The 22480-nt window shown below is 50.1% G+C and carries 13 protein-coding genes; 9 read left to right on the forward strand and 4 right to left on the reverse strand.

Translation table 11 applies throughout. The features are described 5' to 3' along the window. The first annotated feature begins 223 nt into the window (after positions 1 to 223). From OU421_RS08705 to OU421_RS08715, 3 genes are read left to right on the forward strand one after another with little or no spacing between them, the layout of a single operon-like run. On the forward strand, positions 224 to 2947 hold the full coding sequence (locus OU421_RS08705; RefSeq protein WP_268185706.1) for a UPF0182 family membrane protein: 2724 nt from the start codon (positions 224 to 226) through the stop codon (positions 2945 to 2947). A 19-nt stretch (positions 2948 to 2966) separates the two neighbouring features. Continuing rightward, the gene (locus OU421_RS08710) at positions 2967 to 3623 is read left to right on the forward strand and encodes a uracil-DNA glycosylase (protein WP_268185707.1); all 657 of its coding nucleotides are present in this window, start codon (positions 2967 to 2969) and stop codon (positions 3621 to 3623) included. Further along, complete coding sequence (locus OU421_RS08715; protein WP_268185708.1) at positions 3620 to 4207, forward strand: flavodoxin family protein; 588 nt, start codon at positions 3620 to 3622, stop codon at positions 4205 to 4207. The genes OU421_RS08710 and OU421_RS08715 overlap by 4 nt, the downstream gene beginning before the upstream one ends. 109 nt (positions 4208 to 4316) lie before the next feature. Here OU421_RS08715 and OU421_RS08720 read toward each other — a convergent pair whose 3' ends face one another. The 4 genes from OU421_RS08720 to OU421_RS08735 are packed head-to-tail and all read right to left on the reverse strand — an operon-like array spanning position 4317 to position 8748. Next, positions 4317 to 5813, reverse strand: coding sequence for a hypothetical protein (locus OU421_RS08720; RefSeq protein ID WP_268185709.1), 1497 nt, complete (start codon positions 5811 to 5813; stop codon positions 4317 to 4319). Next, the gene (locus tag OU421_RS08725) at positions 5810 to 6787 is read right to left on the reverse strand and encodes a vWA domain-containing protein (protein ID WP_268185710.1); all 978 of its coding nucleotides are present in this window, start codon (positions 6785 to 6787) and stop codon (positions 5810 to 5812) included. Before OU421_RS08725 ends, OU421_RS08720 begins: the two co-directional genes overlap by 4 nt. 3 nt (positions 6788 to 6790) lie before the next feature. After that, the gene (locus tag OU421_RS08730; protein WP_268185711.1) at positions 6791 to 7705 is read right to left on the reverse strand and encodes a DUF58 domain-containing protein; all 915 of its coding nucleotides are present in this window, start codon (positions 7703 to 7705) and stop codon (positions 6791 to 6793) included. Next, positions 7702 to 8748 carry an AAA family ATPase gene (locus OU421_RS08735; protein WP_268185712.1) on the reverse strand — a complete coding sequence of 349 codons (1047 nt, stop codon included), beginning with the start codon at positions 8746 to 8748 and terminating at the stop codon, positions 7702 to 7704. Before OU421_RS08735 ends, OU421_RS08730 begins: the two co-directional genes overlap by 4 nt. A gap of 409 nt (positions 8749 to 9157) precedes the next feature. Between OU421_RS08735 and OU421_RS08740 the strand changes: the two genes are divergently transcribed. The 6 genes from OU421_RS08740 to OU421_RS08765 all read left to right on the forward strand — a co-directional run bounded on the left by OU421_RS08740 (position 9158) and on the right by OU421_RS08765 (position 22108). After that, positions 9158 to 9862 (forward strand): ABC transporter substrate-binding protein, encoded by a 705-nt coding sequence (locus OU421_RS08740; protein ID WP_268185713.1) that lies wholly within the window; start codon positions 9158 to 9160, stop codon positions 9860 to 9862. Next, positions 9859 to 10668: a hypothetical protein gene (locus tag OU421_RS08745; RefSeq protein ID WP_268185714.1), complete on the forward strand. Its 810-nt coding sequence runs from the start codon at positions 9859 to 9861 to the stop codon at positions 10666 to 10668. The genes OU421_RS08740 and OU421_RS08745 overlap by 4 nt, the downstream gene beginning before the upstream one ends. A gap of 2 nt (positions 10669 to 10670) precedes the next feature. Next, positions 10671 to 11213 (forward strand): ECF transporter S component, encoded by a 543-nt coding sequence (locus tag OU421_RS08750; protein ID WP_268185715.1) that lies wholly within the window; start codon positions 10671 to 10673, stop codon positions 11211 to 11213. Further along, positions 11206 to 12675, forward strand: coding sequence for an ABC transporter ATP-binding protein (locus OU421_RS08755; protein ID WP_268185716.1), 1470 nt, complete (start codon positions 11206 to 11208; stop codon positions 12673 to 12675). The genes OU421_RS08750 and OU421_RS08755 overlap by 8 nt, the downstream gene beginning before the upstream one ends. 412 nt (positions 12676 to 13087) lie before the next feature. After that, positions 13088 to 13660: a hypothetical protein gene (locus OU421_RS08760; RefSeq protein WP_268185717.1), complete on the forward strand. Its 573-nt coding sequence runs from the start codon at positions 13088 to 13090 to the stop codon at positions 13658 to 13660. 483 nt (positions 13661 to 14143) lie between these two features. Beyond that, entirely contained in the window at positions 14144 to 22108 is a 7965-nt protein-coding gene (locus OU421_RS08765; RefSeq protein WP_268185719.1) for a NosD domain-containing protein, read from the forward strand. The last annotated feature ends 372 nt before the right edge of the window (positions 22109 to 22480 follow it).

Below are 22480 nucleotides of genomic sequence, written 5' to 3' on the forward strand. Positions count from 1 at the left end.
TATCCCCTGTGACACAATCCCCTCGCATGAATAAGAACTGTTCTGGAGAAGGCACTGAAGATAACGAGGGCTGTATCACCGGTGGCAGAGATTTTATTCGGTACGCGTGCGTGAACAACGTACTGCTATTCCGGGTATTTTTGAGGAATACCCCGGAGCATCTTCCATACCTTTATTCCCAACCTTTTTTTAGTATAACCACATCTCTTCCCAGAGTGATCCAATGAACCGTCAAAGGCTAATTATTGCCGGCATCGCCATCCTTGTCTTTATACTGGTTCTGTTCGGCCTTCTCGGAGACTGGTACTGGTTTGTTTCCATCGGGTATGAGGACGTATTCCTCTCCATTCTTTTTATCCGGGTAGTGCTTTTTGTCATCGTAACTGCCGTATTCTTTGGATTTGCGTATCTGAATATCCGGCATGCGGCCGGAAAGGCTTCCCGCATGCAGGGGTACTCACCTGACGGGTTTTCGCTTTCAGTCTTTTTTGCCGGATTGCTGGCGTTATTTGCCGGGCTCAGCATCTCAGGTGCCTGGGAAACCGTATATAAATATCTCAATCAGGCGCCATTTGGCATGACGGAACCGATATTCGGGCTTGATGTCGGATTTTATGTGTTCTCGCTCCCGTTCTACAATCTCGCTCTAAACCTCTGTATTGCCCTCTTCATCCTGACCATTCTTCTCTCCGGCCTCCCGTATCTTGCCGGTCTTCCCGTAAATATCCTTAGAAACCGTGTTTTTTACCGGTCCGGGGGCGAAGGTGAAGGTGAGGGCGGGATCGGGTACGAGAGCAGCCCATCCCTGAAACAGACAATACAGGCATTTTTGCCTCAGTTAAACGCCCTGCTCTTTCTCACCTTTGCCGCACTTGCTCTCCGCCTCTGGCTTGCCCGGTTTGATCTGCTCTTCTCTGAAACCGGAGCGGTGGTTGGGGCCGGGTATACCGCGGTTCATATCACCCTGCCGGTGCTCACCATTCTTGCCGGAGTGGCGTTTGTCATTGGCATCGGGTTTCTGATCAATGAGAAGTTCGAACGCATTGAGGTCATTACCTATGGCATCGCCGCCTTTGTGGCAATCGCATTCATTGGCATTATTGCCGGTGCGGTTGTCCAGGGACTTATTGTTGAACCCAATGAGCTGAATCTGGAGGAGCAGTATCTGGACTATAACATCCGCTTCACGCTGGCAAGCTATGACCTGGATACGGCCGATGAGGTGCTCTTCCCTGTCGCGTATAATCTTTCGGCGGCAGATATACAGGAGAACAATGCAACCATCAAAAATATCCGTCTCTGGGACTGGCGGCCGCTGAAGACCACCTATGAACAGCTTCAGCTCTTTCGGACATACTATGATTTCAATGATGTTGATGTCGACCGCTACCACTTTGACGGCACCTACAAGGAGGTCCTCGTCTCGGCACGGGAGATGAACATACGGGGTCTCCAGCCGCAGGCACAGACGTGGGTGAATACGCATCTTATATACACCCACGGGTATGGCGCCGTGATGAACCCGGTCGATGAAGTGACGGCTGACGGTCTCCCGGTATTTTATCTGAAGGATATTCCGCCATCTTCACCCTATTTCACGCTCGAAGAGCCGCGAATTTATTACGGCGAGGAGACCGGCAATTATGTCGTGACGGGTACCACCACGGAGGAGTTTGACTATCCGGCAGGAGACCAGAATGCCTATCATGTCTATGACGGGCAGGGCGGCGTCGGCATGGATAATTTTGTTAAACGGCTCATATATGGGCTGAAATTTGGCTCTGTTGAACTGCTGGTGTCAGGATCGCTTACGGATCAGAGCAAAATTCTGTTCCACCGCAATATTGCTGACCGTGCACAGACCATCGCTCCGTTCCTCTCCTATGACTCTGATCCCTATGTCGTCGTGGCCGACGACCGCCTCTACTGGATCATTGACGCCTATACCACTGCAGACCGGTTCCCCTACGCTGAGCCGTTTGTGGTTTCAACAGTCGGTGGTCAGCGACTCAACTACATCCGAAACAGTGTGAAAGTGGTCGTCGATGCCTATAACGGGGATATTACCTACTATGTCGTCGACCCGGAAGACCCGCTTATAAAGACATATGAGAATATCTTCCCCGGCTTTTTCAAAGAGTTCGCAGAGATGCCGGACTCGCTCAAGAGCCATGTCCGTTATCCGCAGGGGCTCTTTCAGGTGCAGGCAGATCTCTATGCCACCTATCATATGAAGGACCCCCGCGTCTTCTACAATAAAGAGGACGCATGGGTCATCCCCGATGAGATCTATCGCGGTTCCCGTCAGCAGATGCAGCCGTATTATGTTATTATGGACCTTCCTGGTGAGCAGTCGGAGGAGTTCATCCTGATGCTGCCCTTTACCCCGCGAAACAAAGAGAATATGATCGGGTGGATGGCCGCCCGTTCTGACGGGGCCGCCTACGGGTCCCTTGTGGTCTACCAGTTCTCCAAACAGGAGCTCACCTATGGGCCGATGCAGATCGAGGCCCGGATTGATCAGGATACCGAGATTTCGCAGGACATCACGCTCTGGTCGCAGTCCGGCTCGTCGGTTCTCCGGGGCAATACGCTCGTGATTCCCATTGAGGATTCCATCATTTATGTCGAACCACTCTATCTGGAGGCAACGGAGAAAGGGACACTTCCACAGCTCAAACGGGTCATTGTCGCCTATGGTGACCGGCTAACAATGCAGGATACGCTCGGGGAGGCGCTTTCTGTCATCTTCGGCGGTGAGGCGGGGGTGCCTGAAGATATCGGGGATGGCACACCGGGTGAGCTGCCTCCGATCAGTGAGGATGACCGGGAAAAGCTCGCACGGATCGCTGAACTCTATGACCTCGCTGCACAGGCTCTCAGTGACGGCGATCTCGGACTGTACCAGGATTATTTCGATGAAATCGGGCGGATTGTTGCACCCTGACCTCCGGTGCACAAACCATATGCTCTATCCGTCCGGCTGTCCCACCTTTTTTACCGGAGCAAACAGGATGAACACCGAACAGGAACGTAATGCAATAGAAGACGACGTCCGTACATGTACCCGATGTCCGCTTGCAGAGACGCGGACCAACGCTGTGCCGGGTGACGGCCCGGTGCCTGCCCGCATTTTGTTTATTGGAGAGGCGCCGGGGCGAAACGAGGACCGTCAGGGGCGTCCCTTCGTTGGTCGGGCGGGGAGTATCCTTGATGGTCTTCTCGAAGGAATCGGCGTCGCCCGTGATGAAGTGTTCATCACCAACATCGTCAAGTGCCGGCCGCCAAAAAACCGGGATCCGACGACAGAGGAAATAGAGGCATGTCGTCCCTACCTTGAGCGACAGCTTGCCCTGCTCTGTCCGGAGGTTATTGTCCCCCTCGGGCGGTTTGCGATGCGGTGGGTGCTTGAGTCGTATGGGATTACGCCCGGTCCTATATCTGAGGTGCACGGCACTGTTTTTCGTCTCCGGAATACCGGATGCGAGCAGGTTGTCATACCTGTGTATCACCCGGCGGCTACCATCTACCGGCCCGCATTCCGTGAGGTGCTTGCGGCTGACTTCTGGACAATTCAGGCGGTGCTTGAGGGACGCCCGCCCGGTGAAACGGAGGAGCAATGAAGATAATTGGTATCTCCGGCAGTCCGCGTGCGGGCGGGAATACTGATACGCTGCTCGGAATGCTTCTGGAGGGTGCGGTTTCGGCGGGGGGTGAAACAGAGGCAGTGTATCTCCGTGATTATGCCATTCACCCCTGCACGGGCTGTGAACGCTGTCGCAAAGACCTCACCTGCACCCGTTTTATGGACGGCATGCACCTGCTTTACCCCAAAATTGAGGCGGCAGACGGACTGATCCTTGGATCACCGACCTACAACTACAACATCACCCCGGAGATGAAGGCCTTCATCGACCGTCTTTATCCGTATTATCGGTTCTCAGCCGAACGGCCCGGCCCATATTCGAGCTTTTTTGAAGGTCGTGGCAGACAGGCGCTCGTCTTTTCTGTCGCTGAACAGACGAAACCGGAAGAACGGGGATTTGCCATTGAGGCGATGCAGCGGCCCCTTGCGGCGCTGGGATTTGCGGTGACAGACACGCTGCCGGCTGAAGGATACTTTGAGAAAAGAGCGGTGGCCGGAGATGCCGCTGTGCAGGAGCAGGCACGGGAGGCTGGCAGACGGTTTGTCCGCGGACTTTTATGAACCTATCCAGTGCTCGTCCGGCGATTTTCAGGAAGGTTTTAGTTGCCGGGTGGCGGGGGTGATCCCCGTACTTTCCCTTGGCTGTGGGGAGGTTCCACAGTGTTAAACCTTATATGAGTCTTTTAATGACGTCGATCAGGGCTCTGAACTGTTCTTCTGTGACATTCTCTTCTGCAAACCGCTGCATCTCTGTCATCTGCAGGATGGTGAGTGCCTGTTCTCTCTTCTCCGAATCCTGATTCGCAAGAAGATATTCCCTGCATTCCCGATCGGAAATTTCATTCCCGGCACCCTGATCTGACGAGATGTGCATCCTGAGTGCCCGTACTGCGAGACTGACTGCTTCTTTTTTCTTTCCGTTTGCAAAGAGCAGTTCCGCTGAACGCAGTAGATCCATTTCGTCTTCCGGGGAGCGTATCTGTCCGGTTGTGTCCGGTTCTGCTGTTTCCGTATCTCCCGGCTTCATCATGTAATAGGCATATACAATCAGAGCGTTGAGAGAGGCAAACACCAGAATGAGAAGAGGCAGGATATAGAACGGCAGGATGTCATCTTTTTTTAGATCGACTGCTGTCACGTTTCCGTCAATAGATTCTGCCCGGATTTCTGCATGATATATGCCCTTATCATACCGGACTTTTACATCTGAATAATGGGTTGACGTATTCATCTCTGTCCCTGTGCGTACAAACCCTTCGGATACGATAGCAGAAACTGCACGTCTGAATGTCTCGTTATCCGTAAACATACCTGGCAGAGCGATTGCTGCAGTGGTATTCTCAAAAATATTTATTATCCTGCCTTCATTCACGGTTCCTGAGAGGGAAACCGTTTCGTCACTGGTGTCACGGTAGATGGAGGAAAATGCACCGGAGGTATTTCCCTGTGCCGTTACCGCAAGAGAGAGCCGTGAAAAATTCTGATCGTATAACGAGGAATTGACACCCTGGAAGAGTATGTCGTCCTTAATTGCTGATCTCAGGGCGTTTTTCAGGATTTCTCTTTCTATCTGCTCTTCGAGGAGTGTTCGTCTGAGTGCGTCGGCATCGGCATGTTCCTCGACGGCATGGACTTCACCATCTGCGGCATACGGCTGATAGGATGAGGTATCCATACTGGTATCTTCTGATTTTATTCCTGACGTGCTTGTGATGGGTGTAGTATCCGGCCGTTCCTCTTTGCTCTCTTCTTCCGGCAGCTGTTCATCGGTGAAACTGAGTCCGATCCCTTTGAGTTCTGAGCGGTAAACCGGTCCGGTGCCGTATTCAAATGAAATATCGACGATAATGTTCTGTTCTTCGCCGAAATTACCGGCAGACAGATAATACTGCTCCTCTCCGGAGAAAGCGGTGATCTGCTTACTCTGCGAATAGACGTATTCTCCGGTGACGGGATCACGAATACTCACATGGATGATGCCGGGAAGGTCCTGTCCCATATTGTTTGTGATACTGACCGGAATCCGTGATTCCTCATGTACGGCAAACCGGTATTCCGCAGAACCGGTTGAGAGAAATACGGCGTCATCCCCTGCCTGAACCATACCGGTGGCTGCCATACAGAGAATCACCATGACTGCCATGCAGGAGATGAATTTTTTCTTCACGGAATTGCCTGCCTCCGTCCAAATGCCATGAACATCGCAATCAGAAGGAACATCGCACCGAGGAAAAAGAACACCCGGCTGACATCCGTCTCCTCTGCCTCACGCACAATCACCTGGTTGATTCCTGCATATATTTCTCCCAGCGTCGCTTCGTCAACCGATCTGTAGTATTCTCCTCCTGTCTCTTCTGCAATGTATTTCAGGTTCTCCTCATCCAGATTTGCATAGAGCGGATTTCCGAACGAGTCGTAGTCATACAGTACCGGCTCGTCCGATCCAAGGCCAATCGTGTATACCTGAATATTTCTTGACTTTGCAAAAGAGACGGCCTCGGCAGGGGTGATCCCTCCCGCATTATTCTCCCCGTCTGAGAGGAGGATCACCACTTTTCTCCGGTCGGGGATGGAGTCTGCCATGTCGGTTGCAAGTGCCAGCCCGTCTCCGATGGCCGTGTTCCCCTCTCTCGCACTGACAGCCAACAGTTTTCGTCCTACCTTCTCCTTGTCAGGACTCAGGTACGCAGCGGATGACGCCCCTGAATCGAAGAGAACAATCCCTGCAAAGTCCTTTTCACCGAGACTCTCAACCAGAAGAAGGGCGGATTTCTTTGCCACCTCAAGCCGGTTCGGTTTATAATCGGTTGCCTGCATACTGCCGGATACGTCCATCGCAAGGACTACGTTGACCCCTTCTTTTTCGGTCTCAAGGGGGATGTGCGGCCCCGCAAGGCCGACGATAAGGAATGTCAGTGCCAGAAGAAAGAGGATGAATACGGTCCTTTTCGGGGTGAAAAATCCCGATGCCGGACGTGTTTTGGCTGATGCCTGTGCTGCCTGTGCCGCCTTTGCAAAGGATACTTTTGAAAATTCAAGAGCACGGCGCCGACTGTGTTTTTCATGGTGCCGGTAGTAGTAAACCAGAACCGGAATCAGGAGCAGACCCAACAGTAATTCAGGGTGATAAAATCCTGTCATCGGTTATGCAGGCCCCCGGTAAAACGTGTTCAGTTTTACAAAAACATCCCGGTATGCGTCGGATGTGGGAACATCGAGTGCCGGAATACGGTTTTTGCGGAAATAGTTCGTGAGCTTTCTCTCGTGTGCTTCTGCAATCAGTTGGTATTGTTTCCTGAATTCCGTGTCCGAGGTGTCTATCAGCATATGTTCGCCGGTTTCCGGGTCCACAATTTCGATGAGTCCCACATCGGGTATTTCTGATTCACGGTTGTCCTGTAGCCGAATTGCCTGCACATCATGTGTTCTGCTGAGAAGTGCAATCGCATCCTCAAAATTCGCTGAATCAAAATCGGAGATTATTACAATCTGGCTTTTCCGTTTTAGTCTTCCCAGGAGATATTCTGCGGCATGTCCGAGATCCGTCTGATTTGAGACGGGAGCGTGCGAGATGATGGTATTGATTGCCGCCGCTGCGTGTTTCATTCCCTTGCGTGCAGGGATATACTTCTCGACTCTGTCCGTGAAGAGGAGGACGCCTGCCGCATCCCCCTCTTTCAATACCGAATAGAGAATTGTGGCGGAAATTTCAAGGGCTTTCAGCTCTTTTGAGACGTCCGTTCCAAATGTGGATGATGCTGAACGGTCTATTACCAGATACAGCGTCCGTTCCCGGTCAGTATTATGGATTCTGATATGGGGTTTATGGTAGCGTGCGGTGACGTTCCAGTCCATCGACCTGATATCGTCCCCGAATGCATACTCCCGTATGTCTGCAAGATCTGTCCCCCGACCCCGGAACCGGGATTTATGGATGCCGGCCTCGTTCCTCTGTGCATATTCGCCGGAGATCATTCTGATCTTCCGGACGGTATTCAGGCATTCTTCCACCGAATATCCTGATAGTGACGATATTCTTTCTTCTTGGGGAACCGTCACGGAATCTTCACCCGGGAGAGGATGTCATCGATAATGTCTTCTGTGACAATTCCGTCTGCCTCCGCTTCATAGTTCAGGAGTATTCGGTGCCTGAGCACCGGATGTGCCATCTCCCTGATGTCGTCAGGGATAACATAATTCCTCTTCTCAAAGAGTGCCTTTGCCTTGGCGCACATTATCAGACTGATGGATGCCCGTGGCGAGGCGCCGAATGCGATGTAATCGGTATACCTGAGTCCGTATTCATCCGGGTGCCGTGTTGAATCAACAATTTCTGCGGCATACTTCTCCACGAGGGGAGCACAGTGTATTGCCCGTATGGCAGACTGGATGGTCTGAATATCATGACATTCAAGGATTTTTCGGGCGGCAGGCTTTCTCTCGCCGGTGACGTTACGAATAATCCGGATTTCCTCATCTTTGGATGGGTAATCCATCAGAATTTTTACCATGAAGCGGTCTGTTTGTGCTTCGGGCAGGGGATATGTACCCTCTGATTCTAAGGGGTTTTGGGTTGCAAGCACAAAGAACGGCAACGAGAGGGGATGACTGTCTCCCTGAATGGTGACCTGCTGTTCCTGCATCGCTTCCAGCAGTGCAGACTGCACCTTCGGGGGTGCACGGTTTATCTCATCAGCGAGGACAATGTTTGCAAAGACCGGGCCCTGTACGGTTTTGAAGGATGCAGACTCAAACTGGTAGATTTTTGTCCCGGTGATGTCTGCCGGGAGAAGGTCAGGAGTGAACTGAATCCTGTTATACGAACATCCGGTACACTGAGAGAGGGTCTTCACAAGGAGGGTCTTTGCAATACCGGGCACGCCTTCCAGGAGTGCATGGCCTCCTGCTGCAAAGGCGATGATCAACTGTTTTATTGCCTCTTCCTGTCCGATGACTACCTTTTTTATTTCTGATTCAAGAAGGACCAGTTTGTCTGAATATGCCTGAAGGTCAGCATCCTTACCGGGATCAGGACTGAGGGGGTGGTGGATATTCTCAATAATATCCGGTGCATGAATGGTTCTCTCGTATTCATCGGGCATGATACTCAAAGATCTAATATGATGTTAAACACTTATGAATTTGTCATTTTCCTGTACTCGTATGTGAATGTCTGGTAGTTTTGATGTTAATTTAGTAAAATTAACTTATTTGTTGCATTTGTCGAAAATGTGAAGAGATTTATACATTGCCTGAAAAACATTAGATCACCGATCCAGAAATTCTCAAAAATAATGATTAACTATTTTTGATTACTCTGGCTGGTTGCTATGGACAGATGTACTGAAATATCAGGTTTTTAAAATCAGGTTTTTTCGGGTTTCAATCGGTGTCGATGAAACGTGTGATTTTCATGGTTTTCATTGCCGGTATGCCTCTGTCTGGAAGTACTATTCGACCATAACGCTGCTCATTTGCCCTTTGATAATTTACGAACCGGAGATGATGAAAATGAAAATCTATCTTGCAATGGACGACACAGACAGCCTGAACTCACGCGGCACAGGAAGACTGGCACGGGCGACAGGGGCAGAGATCGCAAAGGAATTCCACGTTGACGGCATCTCCCGTCATCAGCTCTTTGTGCATGAGGATATACCCTTCACCTCACACAACAGCTGTGCGGTGATTCATATCGAGGCACGGGAGCGGGATGACAAGGACTGGATCTTTGAGACCGCAAAGGAGTGCATGCTCAATGATTTTATTGACGGGAGTGATCCCGGGATCGCCGTGGCCTGTGCAGATGAGATCCTGCCTCCTCTTATTGCGTATGGAAGGGACGCTCAGAAAATCGTTTTGAACCAGGAAAAAGCCCGGACGCTTGCAGCTAATCTCGGAATCCGGCTGGAAGGTCTTGGCGGAACAGAAGACGGTGTGATTGGCACGATGGCGGGCCTTGGTCTTGCAAAAGGCGGCAACGACGGCAGGTTCCTGATGTGCGGCAAAATCCGGGAGATGACGGGTCCTGCTGATGTTGAGAGTCTCCTTGATGCGGGCATTGATGCCGTCTATACGGTTGACGGGCATGTTGTCCGGGATGGCAGAATTATTATTCAGGAAGGAAAGTCTGCGAAGCCCTGTCCGGTTGATGGCAGAAAAATCCTGTTTGTTGAGAATATTGACGGCCAGTTCCATGCTGTGAAACGCGGATGACACCCTCAGACCCTGTCACAAAGAGGATTGGCATTGCCTTTGCTTTTCTGGTCCTTTTTGCCGGCGGTATGTATGCACTGCAGATTGGCGGTGAGGAATGGGTGAAAGGACTGAATCCTGACACTATCCTTCCTCTCTCAGATGCCGGTATTCAGGAGACCTTCTACTGGAACGACTTTAATTACGGTCCGCAGGAGTGGCGGCCGTTTAAGGAACCGCTGAATATTTCAAACACTGCATATGGCGATAACGAATGGTATCTGATGTTTGTCAAAGCGAATGCAACACCGTACGGGGGAAATCCTGCGTTGCACCGGAGAGGGAATGTGCAGGTGAATTATTCATTTACGAATCTTGCTGGGACTGCGGCATTTCATGTGATCGGGTTTGACGCAACGGCGAAGTGCCGGACAAACAAACAGGACGGATATGGTGCATCATCGTATTTTGTCACAGGGGATGCTGAAGCAGGCACCGGGTATTTGCTCTCCACCCCAATGACATCATGGAACAATGTACCCGTTCTGCCGCCGGGTGAATATGACACCGATGAAGGGGCCGAATCGTTTTACTATTTCATCCATTTTGATCCCCTTTCCGGCGGGGATGGCGCCGTTCATATCACGGACAGTTCGGATCTGCTGAAAGGCGAGGTCATTGAAACCGATGCGCAGTCAGGAGAGTTTTACGTCACTCATACGGGGGGCAGTCTGCTTGATGATATACTGCTTGTCGTCTGTGTGAGTGAAGTGCAGCCGGATGATTTCAGTCTTGATATTGAGACGTCGTTTGTGAGGAGAGAGTAGATATGCATCCTGAGAAGTATTTTTCGCTGAATGAGATTGCCCTGATGTCCATCTGCGGTGCACTGATCTTCGTCATGAAAGTAGTATTCAAGGTTCCCGTGCATATTCCTGGGCATTCCGGCATATTCTGGGTCATTCCGATGATTGTCGGCATTTCAATTGTACGAAAGCCCGGCACCGGGACATATATTGGGCTTATATCCGGGCTTTTGGGCTCGTTTTTTGGTCTGGGCGCCCTTCATGTCTTTGATATCTTCAGCTACCTGACGATTGGCGTTGTAGCGGATATCTGTGGGGTAGTATTTGCATACCGGTTTGATTCTCTTGCCGTGGGTGTCATCACCGGGGCTCTCTCAAATGTCGTGAAGATGGTGGTCCACTACGGGGTGCAGATATTACTGGGTGTTCCGCAGTATTTCATCATCCTCGGCATTGGTCTGAGTTCAGTTACCTACATCGTCTTCGGTGGGCTGGGAGGACTGATATCGGTGTATATCGTCCGGCGGCTGACCCGGGCGGGTGTCATTGGTGAGAAGAATGGGTGAACCGCTCCTCAGCGTGGAATCCCTTTCATATTCATATCCCTATTTTGAGACCGAAGGAAAACGGCAGGCTCTTTTCGATATCAACCTGGAGATACGCACCGGTGAACGGGTTGTTCTTATGGGCCCGAGCGGGTCGGGGAAGTCCACTCTGATTCAAACATTTATCGGGTTAATTCCAAATTTGCGGGCCGGAAGGATGGAGGGGAAGGTGACCGTTGACGGCTTGGATACATCGGAAACATCCGTTCCCGGTCTCTCGAAAATTGTCGGCTATGTCTTTCAGGACCCTGACCACCAGATGGTCACAGGTGACGTTGATTCAGAACTTGCGTTTGGCCCTGAGCAGTCGGGTATTGATTCCGGGAGTATTGAGGAGAGAATTACCAGTGTCACAGAAATGCTCTCAATGGAGCATCTGAGGGGGAGGGAGCTTGCCGATCTCTCCTGGGGTGAACGCCAGAAGGTTGCTATTGCGTCGGTGCTCGTCATGCGGCCGAAGATAATTGTGCTGGACGAGCCTCTCTCCGGTCTTGACAGGGACTCTGCTGCCTCTCTCCTTGAACATCTCGGAACAATCGGCAAAACGTGGAATATTGCGGTTGTCATCGTTGAGCACCGGCTGGACCTTCTGGAAGGGTTTATCGACCGCGTGGTGGTGATGGATGCCGGCAGGATTGTGTATGACGGGCCTGCTGCGGATTATTCTGCAGGAGGTATGGCGCTGCTTCCGGGTGAGACCGGCGGCGTAGTGCATGCGGGCGGGACATGTCTGCCTGAACCGTTTGTTCCCCCGGAAGGTGTTATCCCAGCAATTGAGGTGCTTGATGTCAGCTACACCTATCCGCACCGGAAAACGCCTGTGTTAAACGGAGTTTCTGCTGCTTTTTATCCGGGTGAGGTGGTGTTTATCTGCGGCCCGAACGGTTCGGGAAAGAGTACGTTCATCAAACATCTCAATGGTATTCTGCGGCCGGATAGCGGGCGTGTGCTTGTGTCAGGTACCGATATTGCAGGCAAGACGGTGGCACAGACGGCATCCCTCGTTTCTCTCGTTGGCCAGCATGCAGATTATCAGCTCTTCGAGGAGACCATCGAACGCGAACTTGCGTTCGGCCCCCGGAATCTCGGGATGGATGAAGGTGACATCGACCATTCCATCGATGAGATCATGAAGCTGATGGACATGACACATCTGGGCCGGAAAGGCCGGCCGCTGAAACTTTCTGTCGGGGAGAAGCAGAGGGTGGCGATTGCAAGTCATCTGGTGATGCAGACTCCTGTTGTTGTGCTGGATGAGCCCACTCTTGGCCTTGACAAAATCCTAAAAGATAAACTGGCGTCCCTGATTCGTGACCTGAAGACGCGGGGCAAGACGATAATTGTCGTCACCCATGATCAGGAATTCGCACGGCTGTGTGCAGACCGGTTTTTGTATTTTCAGGACGGGTGTCTGGTGCCCTGAGGATTATTATATCCTAAGTTTGATATTTCACCATAGTCTATCAGATCGTGGTGGAATGTAATTTGACTGTTCCGGGTATCTGGAACATGATATCTCCTGATCTCTTCAATTTGGGTTTCAATTTTAGACAACACCGGGATTGGGACAATATCGTATTTTTCCCTCACTGCAAGGAATCAGGCTGTTGATCTTACATCATGAGTACCATAGAGAAATATCACCTGAATGAAAAGAGTTGCGTTCATCTAACTGCTGCTGATGATGATATAAATTGTTGAATAATTTGCCGATAATTATATATATTGTCTCACGATCAATATACCATCGTTGATTTATTGGCCCCATAAATCAACACCGGTTAACTCGAGGTGACCCTTGGCGGGTTTCCGGCAGGGGCTAGAAGGTGAAATGAATGAAAAAGCAAAAATCTTTCAATTATGGTAGAACACACAGAATGATCGCCATAACGCTCGTCATGGTGATGGTAATCGGAGTAATGCCAGCGGCGGCAGCAGACTGGCCGGTTAATCTTAACCGCTTAAATGCTGATGATTCATGGACTAACAGTACGATTTCCAACAGTACTTTCATTAATCTGACTGAAAACGAATTTGGCAGTTTCACCGACCCGAAAGCCCGAGTCTGGAATGGCACGACTCTTAGAAAACTGCTTGGACACTTTGATGACAATGACGATACAACATTCAATTCCACTCTTGCCGCAAGTAACTATACAGTGAAAGTTATTGGAAAGAATAAAAATGCAGATCGAACATCTATATTCTACAGTTCCGAGATCACTACCAATACCAGCAAATTCGTGGTTGCTGATAAGCTGAATGGTACCTATATTAGTACTGCTGGCTATCCAGATCCCAAAATTGGAACAAGGTACTATTATCCTCTGAAGCTTCATGGATGGGGTTGCACAGACACCGAACGATCCGTGGAAGAGATCACGACGTTCATCATTGATCTGTCATAAACAGTCTTTGTTTACATGCCCTGCAGTGTCACTGTTAAGGATGTAGTGCCATAACGGTGAACATTCTACCCATTTTTGGTCACTAATTGAAATGACCCATATCTCCGGTATGCTATACTCTTAGGTATTCTAGGAGACAATAGAGTTAATCAAATATTGCTTATGATGTATTTTATTTAATATATTGTTGGAGGTGCAGAATCTGTCTGTCTATATGTTGGGCGTCTTAAAATAATTATTATTGTATATTTATTATATTTTGTAAAATTCTCCGTACAATTGTAATCTATTTTATATTATAATGTGAATTATCCGTTTTAATCATTAGATCAGCGATTTTGATTTTTTTTCAAGGAACTGATATTTCTGAACTTTATTTCGTAATACTTAAATCGGATGTTTGTGACATGATCATTTGTTAATTATAAATTAATTATGATTAAATTAATTAAATTAAATTAATTGACCTGTGGTGCTGAAAAAATGAACAATCGAATTCCTGATTTAACAAAAGCAGGCGTACTGGCAATATTATTCCTCTGTATTGCCGCGTCTCCTGTTTTCGGAGCGGAAGTTTCCGAAAATGGCAGTTTTTCTGACGAGCAACCGATGTTGCCTGAGATTATTTCCATTGGTGTTACCCCGGCAACTGCTGATATTTTGATCGGTGGGACACAGCAGTTCACGGCGGTTGCATGCGATGCCTCCGGTCAGACAATTCCGGATATGGAATTTATCTGGGAGAGCAGCGATGGAACCGTTGGCATGGTGGACGAGAGCGGTCTATTTACCGCCCTCTCAAAGGGGACGGTGATTGTCAGCGCCATTAATGGTAGCATGTCAGCAAGTTCTGATGTAACGGTATCTGATGAGATTCCGAAGCCCATGGCAGAACCTACGGGTAAGGCCACATTAACTGGCATAAACAAAAGCGTTGAAGGGGAAGGCCTGGTCCCAGTAATCGCGGAGTCCACAGGTACAAAGCCCCTGTCCGACTACAACCACATCTTCGTCAAAGTCGCCAACGATGGCGGTGTGAAGTACAACGCCTTTGAAAACAATACCTATAACATCCGGTTCGAGGGCTACGACCGTGGTCTCAACGCCCTGCACATCTCTACGTCCTCGGCGCCGGCGGATAAATTTGGTCAGGTGACGGTCACAGAGAACCAGAGCGGCACCTTCTATGCGACCGATTCCGGCGGCAAAGGGTATGAGGATGAGATCCTCCTGATGGTCGCGGTCAACGGCACCATCCCTGATGACTTCAGCGTTCGTGTGCAGGCCGACGGCTACACGTGGACGCCGAATCCCGTGAGCAACCAGGCACCGCCTCTTGACAACGTGACCTACCAGCCTGTCGCTCTCGACGAGATCTTCACCAAAGAAGACTTCATGTACGGCCCGCAGATCTGGAAGCCGACCGGCAACGGCTTCGACTACCCGATCTACTACGGCCAGAACATGACGGACACGGAGAACACCTTCCAGCTGATGTTCATCGACCTGAACGCAGGTGTTCTCCGGCCGAATGAGGCTCTTGAGAACAATGGTGCGGTGCGGATAAACTATACCCTCGAGAATCTCGAGAGCTTTGCCGCCTTTGGTGTCTATGGCTATTGCCAGAACTCCAACAACGGTGACGATATGGTCGCCTGGGCCAATGCCGTGATCGAACCCAAGATCGTGAGCGGCTACTCGGTCATCGGGTCCGGCAGCGGTCCCGTTCCCGACAGAATTGAAGTCGAACCGACAATGGCACAGGTCGTCGTCGGTGATGTGTATCATTTTGCTGCAACCGCCTTTGACGCCCTGAACAATGTCATCAGCGGCCTTGCCTTCTCGTGGGCAAGTTCAGACGAGATTGTAGGGACAATTGACGAAAGCGGCAACTTCACTGCCCTCGCACCAGGAACGACAAATGTGACCGCAAGCCGCCTCAGTATTACGGGCACGTCTGCAGTCACGGTTGTATCACCCGAACCGGTAACATGGTATGTAGGCGATGACGAAATCGCTGATTTCACCACCATTCAGGCGGCCATCAACGCAGCAAAGACCGGGGACACGATCCTTGTCAGAAACGGCACTTATGCAGAGAACCTCAATATTGCAAAGACTCTCATCATCCAATCAGAGAATGGCAGCGGGCAAACTACCATCCAGGCCGCAAGTTCCGGGAGCCCGGCCATCACCATCACTGCAGATAATGTCACCCTTGACGGTTTCACGATAACCGGAGCAACCGGCAGGAAGAAGGCGGGGATCAGTCTGAATGGTGGAGATCATTGTATCTTCGCTAACAACATTGTGACCGGCAACTACGTTGGCATTCACATCACATCAGGTACATCCGCCACGGTTACTGGCAATTACATTCATCACAACAGCGACCGTGGACTCTACCTCTCGGTTGCCCCATTCACTACTGTAACCCACAACGACATCTCAGAAAATGCCGCAAACGTTGAGCTGGAATATCGGTCAACCAATGCCACCTTTGCCCAGAATAGTATCAACCACACCACGAAGACAACGAAAAACGCCGTCACCGTCTATGCCAACAATCTCACCTTCACCGGCAATCGTTGCGAAGATAGTGCACAGGGATTTTTCATCACGAACGGGAATGATGCCCGGATCACCAACAACACTTTCCACAACAGCAAATATGATCTCAAGCTCTCTCGCTCCGCGGGGGATATTGTGGCTCGCAACACCTTTGTCGAACCGAAGATCTCATTGGATACCTGTGGTGAAATCGCCTTTAATACCTCCGAACCTGTTTCATACCAATATAGCGGCACGAAATTCACCAGCTACCTGGGCAACTACTATGGTGACTATGTCGGAACCGACGCTGATGGCAACGGGATTGGCGAAGAAAACCGGACAATCAATGGGGACTATATTGACTTCCATCCGTTGATGAAACCAGGAGATGACTACTGCCCCATTGAATCGCCGGTGCTCACCTCAATCACTGTCGTTCCGGGTTCAGCAGAGGTAATTCTGCATGAAACTTTCACTTTCACAGCAACGGTTTGTGATCAGTATGGTAGTGATATGGGCGAAATTGACCTCAATTGGTCTCTTAAATGCCCCGATCTGGGAGAAATCGACGAAAATGGATTTTTTACCGCTCGACAGATCGGCACAACCACCGTCATCGCAACGGCGGACGGCATATCCGGCACGGCAAATATTACTGTCATCCCAATCCCTGAACCGGTAACACACTATGTTGGAGATGGGGGTGAATATGATACCATTCAGGCAGCGGTGGATGCTGCTAGGAATGGCGACACGATCCTTGTCAGAAACGGCACTTATGCAGAGAACCTCAATATTGCAAAGACTCTCATCATCCAATCAGAGAATGGCAGCGGGCAAACTACCATCCAGGCCGCAAGTTCCGGGAGCCCGGCCATCACCATCACTGCAGATAATGTCACCCTTGACGGTTTCACGATAACCGGAGCAACCGGCAGGAAGAAGGCGGGGATCAGTCTGAATGGTGGAGATCATTGTATCTTCGCTAACAACATTGTGACCGGCAACTACGTTGGCATTCACATCACATCAGGTACATCCGCCACGGTTACTGGCAATTACATTCATCACAACAGCGACCGTGGACTCTACCTCTCGGTTGCCCCATTCACTACTGTAACCCACAACGACATCTCAGAAAATGCCGCAAACGTTGAGCTGGAATATCGGTCAACCAATGCCACCTTTGCCCAGAATAGTATCAACCACACCACGAAGACAACGAAAAACGCCGTCACCGTCTATGCCAACAATCTCACCTTCACCGGCAATCGTTGCGAAGATAGTGCACAGGGATTTTTCATCACGAACGGGAATGATGCCCGGATCACCAACAACACTTTCCACAACAGCAAATATGATCTCAAGCTCTCTCGCTCCGCGGGGGATATTGTGGCTCGCAACACCTTTGTCGAACCGAAGATCTCATTGGATACCTGTGGTGAAATCGCCTTTAATACCTCCGAACCTGTTTCATACCAATATAGCGGCACGAAATTCACCAGCTACCTGGGCAACTACTATGGTGACTATGTCGGAACCGACGCTGATGGCAACGGGATTGGCGAAGAAAACCGGACAATCAATGGGGACTATATTGACTTCCATCCGTTGATGAAAGTGGGCAGCGATTACAGGATTGTTGCGTCCACTCCGTTAGAGCCGGTGCCCCTTCCAAATGATGGGATTTTCTATTTCAAAGTCGCCAATGACGATGAGACCAGATTTAACTATTATGGCAACAACACATACAAACACTGCTTCACCGGCGGCGGTCTCAACTCTTTTCACCTCACAAAGGATCCACTCGGAACCGGCGAAATGCATTCCCTCACGGGCGATCAACGTGGCAGCTTCTTCCTCACTGACACCGGCGGGAAGGGGTATTTCCACGATGCCATCCTGTTGGTGGCAGTGAACGGGACGATTCCTGACGATTTCAGTCTTCACATAAGATCAAACGGGTTTATCTGGACACCAGCCGTGAGCCAGGATATGTCAGCCGCCACCGACATCCAGTACATTGAAGGAGCAGTTGATGAGATCTTCACAAAAGACGACTTCATCTACGGACCGCAGAATTGGAAACCATACAAAACAGATGATCATCTGCCCCTGTATTATGGGCAAAATATGAGTGATGAAGCAAACACATTCCGGCTCATGTACATTGACCTGAAGGTTGGTGGTATTGGTTACCGGAGCGGAGTATCCGGGCTTGAGAACGATGGTGCGGCCGTGATCGAATATACATTTGAAAATCTCACATCCTTCGCGGCGGTCAATGGTTACGGATGGAGAAAAACGGGGGACAACGATGGTGAGGCCGGTTGGACAAATGCTGACAGCAGCCTTGCAGTGCGGGGTGTCCCCAGCAGTGAGGAATCAGTGCTGACCAAGATTGTCATCGCTCCCGGCTCTGACGTGGAGGTGACCGATGGGGAGACAATTCAGTTCTCTACGACCTGCTATGATCAGTACACCCGCGAAATGGATGGGATTCCAATTAATTGGTCATTTTCTCATCCCAAAATAGGGACCGTTAATGATAATGGATTATTCACCGCAAATGGTGTAGGAACCGGCTACTTGACGGCATCGCATGGGGATATCACGGCCTCAAAGACAGTAACCGTGCTCTCCTCCTTCCATGAACCACATACCTGGTATGTTGATGACTCTGGAGGGAAGGATTTCACAACTATCAGTGACGCAATTAACTCGTCCCGGAACGGCGACACAATCATTGTCAGGAATGGGACTTATTCCGAACACGTGAAGATCACAAAGGATCTGACCATATGCTCAGAGCATGGGCCAGCGGGAACCAATATTATTCCGGTGGAGCCGTGGCAGTATACTGTCCATGTTACCACAGAGAACGCAACTTTCAGAGGTTTCACTGTTGGTGGTCCATTGTCAGAGGGGGAGGTTGGCGTAGGGTTTGGTGTTAGTGCCATCCGACTGGACGGAGCAGATAACTGTACCATATCGGAGAATGTTATTGAACCATGTGACTATTCCATATATCTCCGTGGTTCTTCCAAAAATGTCCTTGAAAACAACCACCTGCCAAGCGGAGGTCAACAACTCTCCCTTGATAACTCACAGGATAATATCGTGACTGGTAGTGAATTCTCAAACGTCTATATCTGGTGTGCATCAGGAAATGTCCTGACCGAAAACATCTTCAGAACATGTTATGCTGTTATCACCGGTTCGGGTAATGTCTTCTTTGCCAACACATTCAGGGGCAGCGTTGATAATTTTGCAATGTCATCAAACTGCGCCTGGAATTCAACTGAATCTGTTGCATATACCTATAATGAAAAGGCATATGTTGGCTTTGTTGGCAATTATTGGGAATATTGCAACGGCACTGATACCGATGGCGATGGGATCATTGATACACCTTACAAGCTTGATGAACATCCGTTGAACGGGATGTGGGTTGATGGTGCTATCATATCCCCTGAGGTGGATCACATTATTGTTTCCCCAGGCACTACAGTCGTGGCGATGGGGGATAGCAAGCAGTTTACTGCATTTACTTATGATACCTCAGGAAATATTATCGACGATTCCCCCTGCGGCTGGACGATAGACAACACAACTGTGGGAATGGTTAATTATTACACTGGGCTCTTCATTCCGCAAGCGGTGGGTGAGGCGATTATCACTGCAACATATCCTAAAACCGGGGTCATAGGAACAGCAAAGGTTTCGGTCGTGCTTGATCCAAAAACATGGTATGTGGACGATTCGGGTGGAGCAGATTATACTACTATTCAGAGTGCTGTGGATGCAAGTCGTGCTTGGGACCGAATCGTTGTTCGTGAAGGAGAGTATGTCGAGAATGTAGAGGTGGGAAAGCCTCTGACGATCATTTCAGCCGATGGACCGGAAAAGACCATTGTCAGATCGGACAGTCTTGGTCATGTATTTACGATTAATGCAGATTATGTCACTATCAGTGGGTTCACTACCACCGGTGCCAGAAGCGTTGACGCCTGTGGGATCTACGGAGGTGATTTCGATAGATATTTCCATCACTGCAACTTCACCAACAATATTCTCTCCGGTAACCGCGATGCCGGAATCAGACTGAATTATTTTTCCGACTGCATAATTGAGAATAATAGAATTTCGAAGAACAAGTATGGTATTTATATGTGGGGAGGCGTGAATAATGCCTTCATTAATGACACAATTAAAGAGAATGAGCGAGGACTTCGTCTGTTAGCCAATAATGGTGGAGGAGGGAACATCATATTCCAGAACACCTTTGTCAATAACACATATTCGCCTATTATCGAATCAGTTAATATCTGGAACTCTACTGAACCAGTAATCTATGTATATAAGGGCACGACCTGCACTGAGTATATTGGTAATTACTGGGACGATTACAATGGTATTGACAGAGACGGCGACGGAATCGGTGACACATCGTATGCCCTTTCCGGTGGCAACATCGATTCTCATCCTCTTGTCATGCCTGGTGCATATTACCTCCCATCGGATACTGATACAAAACAGAATATAGCACTGAGTATTCCGGGAATGATTATAACCGAAACAGGTTATGGACAGGAAATTAGTGTCAACACCTCCCTTGCTGACATCACCATCTCTGATGACGGTAACATAATCACCATTGATCGGGGGTCATATTATATGAATATCCTAACACAGGGTGTGCATGGGGACATGAACGGCACGGTGAATGGCACGGTCGCCGGTATCATTCTTGACACCGCACCAGTCACGACTCAATTTGACGCTCTCGGCAATGTCACCGCCTCACTGATGGCCAATTTAACCGGCATCACATTGGGGGCTGCGCTGGAGACCACCATCTCAGAGAATGTCTCCACCGCTGCCCAGTCCGCTTTCCAGCTTGCAGCAATCGCAGATGGCCTGGACCTTGACGCAGTCGCCTACACGATGAACATCGTCAAGACGAACCTCACGAACGGACAGGACATCGCCGATGCCACGATTCGTATGGCCGTCAGCCCGGCATGGGTCGCCGCAAACGGCGGATACGACGGCGTGAAGATCATCCGCTTCGCCGAAGACGGCACGCGGGAAGTCCTTGATACGGTCTACCTCGGATTCGACGGCGAACTGGATCAGTTCGAGGCGTATTCACCAAACGGATTGTCCGTCTTCGGTCTTTCCGCCACCAGTGCTGCAGCGGGTCCGGCCGGCACGGGATTCTCCACATCCGGCGGCGGGGTCAGTTCGACAAGCAGTGCACGCTGTGACGGCATCAGCGCCGGGGACACTGCGGTCTTTGTGATGGACAGGACGGCCGTCAGCGAAGTCGACGTCAAGGCTGCTACTGCCATCCCGTCGATGATGCTGACCGCCGAGACGGTCGCAAAGCCGTCTTCTGTTTCGGATGCACCGGGCGAGCTCTACCAGTACATCGAGATCACGTCGTACTACGCGCCGGAGGACTGCATGCAGATGGCAACACTGAAGTTCAGTGTCGACCCCGCCTGGCTCTCCTCCATCGGTTCGTCCGCGACAGGTGTTGAGATGTACCGGTACAACGAAGCGTCCGACACCTGGGACCTGCTCTCGACCGTTGCGGACGGCGAAGCCGACTCCGGATACCGGTTCTTTGCAGACACTCCCTCGTTCAGTCTCTTTGCCATCACGGCTGAGAAGGGAGCCTCCGCACCGGCAGAAGTCGTGCCGACGGATGCTCCAAAACAGCCTTCCGGAGACAGTACCACTCCGTCACAGGCAGAGCCGACGACATCAGCGGCTACCCAGACGCCTGCGGCAACGGGAAGCATACCCACCATGGTCATTATTGCATTCATTGCGATTATCGGTGTGTGCGGTGTTGGTTACCGGCGAAAGAACGCCGGGAACAAATAAACTCCTTTTTTATTTCAGAATATTTGTGCAAACTCTCCTGGTATCCTATAAGAACAGCGGTGGCTCCCGGATGGTACCGGTAACTCGTCTGATAAAATATGATTCACTGTTCCGATTTGAGATTCCAAAACTGAAGCATACGTCGACACAATTCATGAAAAAGGCGCTATCGAATTTGACAGTTACCATGGATTCGTGGAAGAGGATGACAAAAATGCATTCACTTGAATTTTGATGCCGATTGAAATCAAAGTGGCAAACTTAGCTTCTCTTTTTGATATATGACGGGTCCAGTCATTCCGGAACGAATTTCACAAATAATATATGGGGATGGTTGCAAACGGATGCTGTAAATTAACTGACGACATTTGT

The organism is Methanogenium organophilum, from assembly GCF_026684035.1.
GTDB classification, from domain to species: Archaea; Halobacteriota; Methanomicrobia; order Methanomicrobiales; family Methanomicrobiaceae; genus Methanogenium; species Methanogenium organophilum.

Bases quoted from the DNA above. Each gene is read 5' to 3' on its own strand.
- OU421_RS08705 (WP_268185706.1), top strand. From the start codon at position 224: ATGAACCGTCAAAGGCTAATTATTGCCGGCATCGCCATCCTTGTCTTT.
- OU421_RS08710 (WP_268185707.1), top strand. From the start codon at position 2,967: ATGCTCTATCCGTCCGGCTGTCCCACCTTTTTTACCGGAGCAAACAGG.
- OU421_RS08715 (WP_268185708.1), top strand. From the start codon at position 3,620: ATGAAGATAATTGGTATCTCCGGCAGTCCGCGTGCGGGCGGGAATACT.
- OU421_RS08725 (WP_268185710.1), bottom strand. From the start codon at position 6,787: ATGACAGGATTTTATCACCCTGAATTACTGTTGGGTCTGCTCCTGATT.
- OU421_RS08735 (WP_268185712.1), bottom strand. From the start codon at position 8,748: ATGCCCGATGAATACGAGAGAACCATTCATGCACCGGATATTATTGAG.
- OU421_RS08740 (WP_268185713.1), top strand. From the start codon at position 9,158: ATGAAAATCTATCTTGCAATGGACGACACAGACAGCCTGAACTCACGC.
- OU421_RS08745 (WP_268185714.1), top strand. From the start codon at position 9,859: ATGACACCCTCAGACCCTGTCACAAAGAGGATTGGCATTGCCTTTGCT.
- OU421_RS08750 (WP_268185715.1), top strand. From the start codon at position 10,671: ATGCATCCTGAGAAGTATTTTTCGCTGAATGAGATTGCCCTGATGTCC.
- OU421_RS08755 (WP_268185716.1), top strand. From the start codon at position 11,206: ATGGGTGAACCGCTCCTCAGCGTGGAATCCCTTTCATATTCATATCCC.
- OU421_RS08760 (WP_268185717.1), top strand. From the start codon at position 13,088: ATGAAAAAGCAAAAATCTTTCAATTATGGTAGAACACACAGAATGATC.
- OU421_RS08765 (WP_268185719.1), top strand. From the start codon at position 14,144: ATGAACAATCGAATTCCTGATTTAACAAAAGCAGGCGTACTGGCAATA.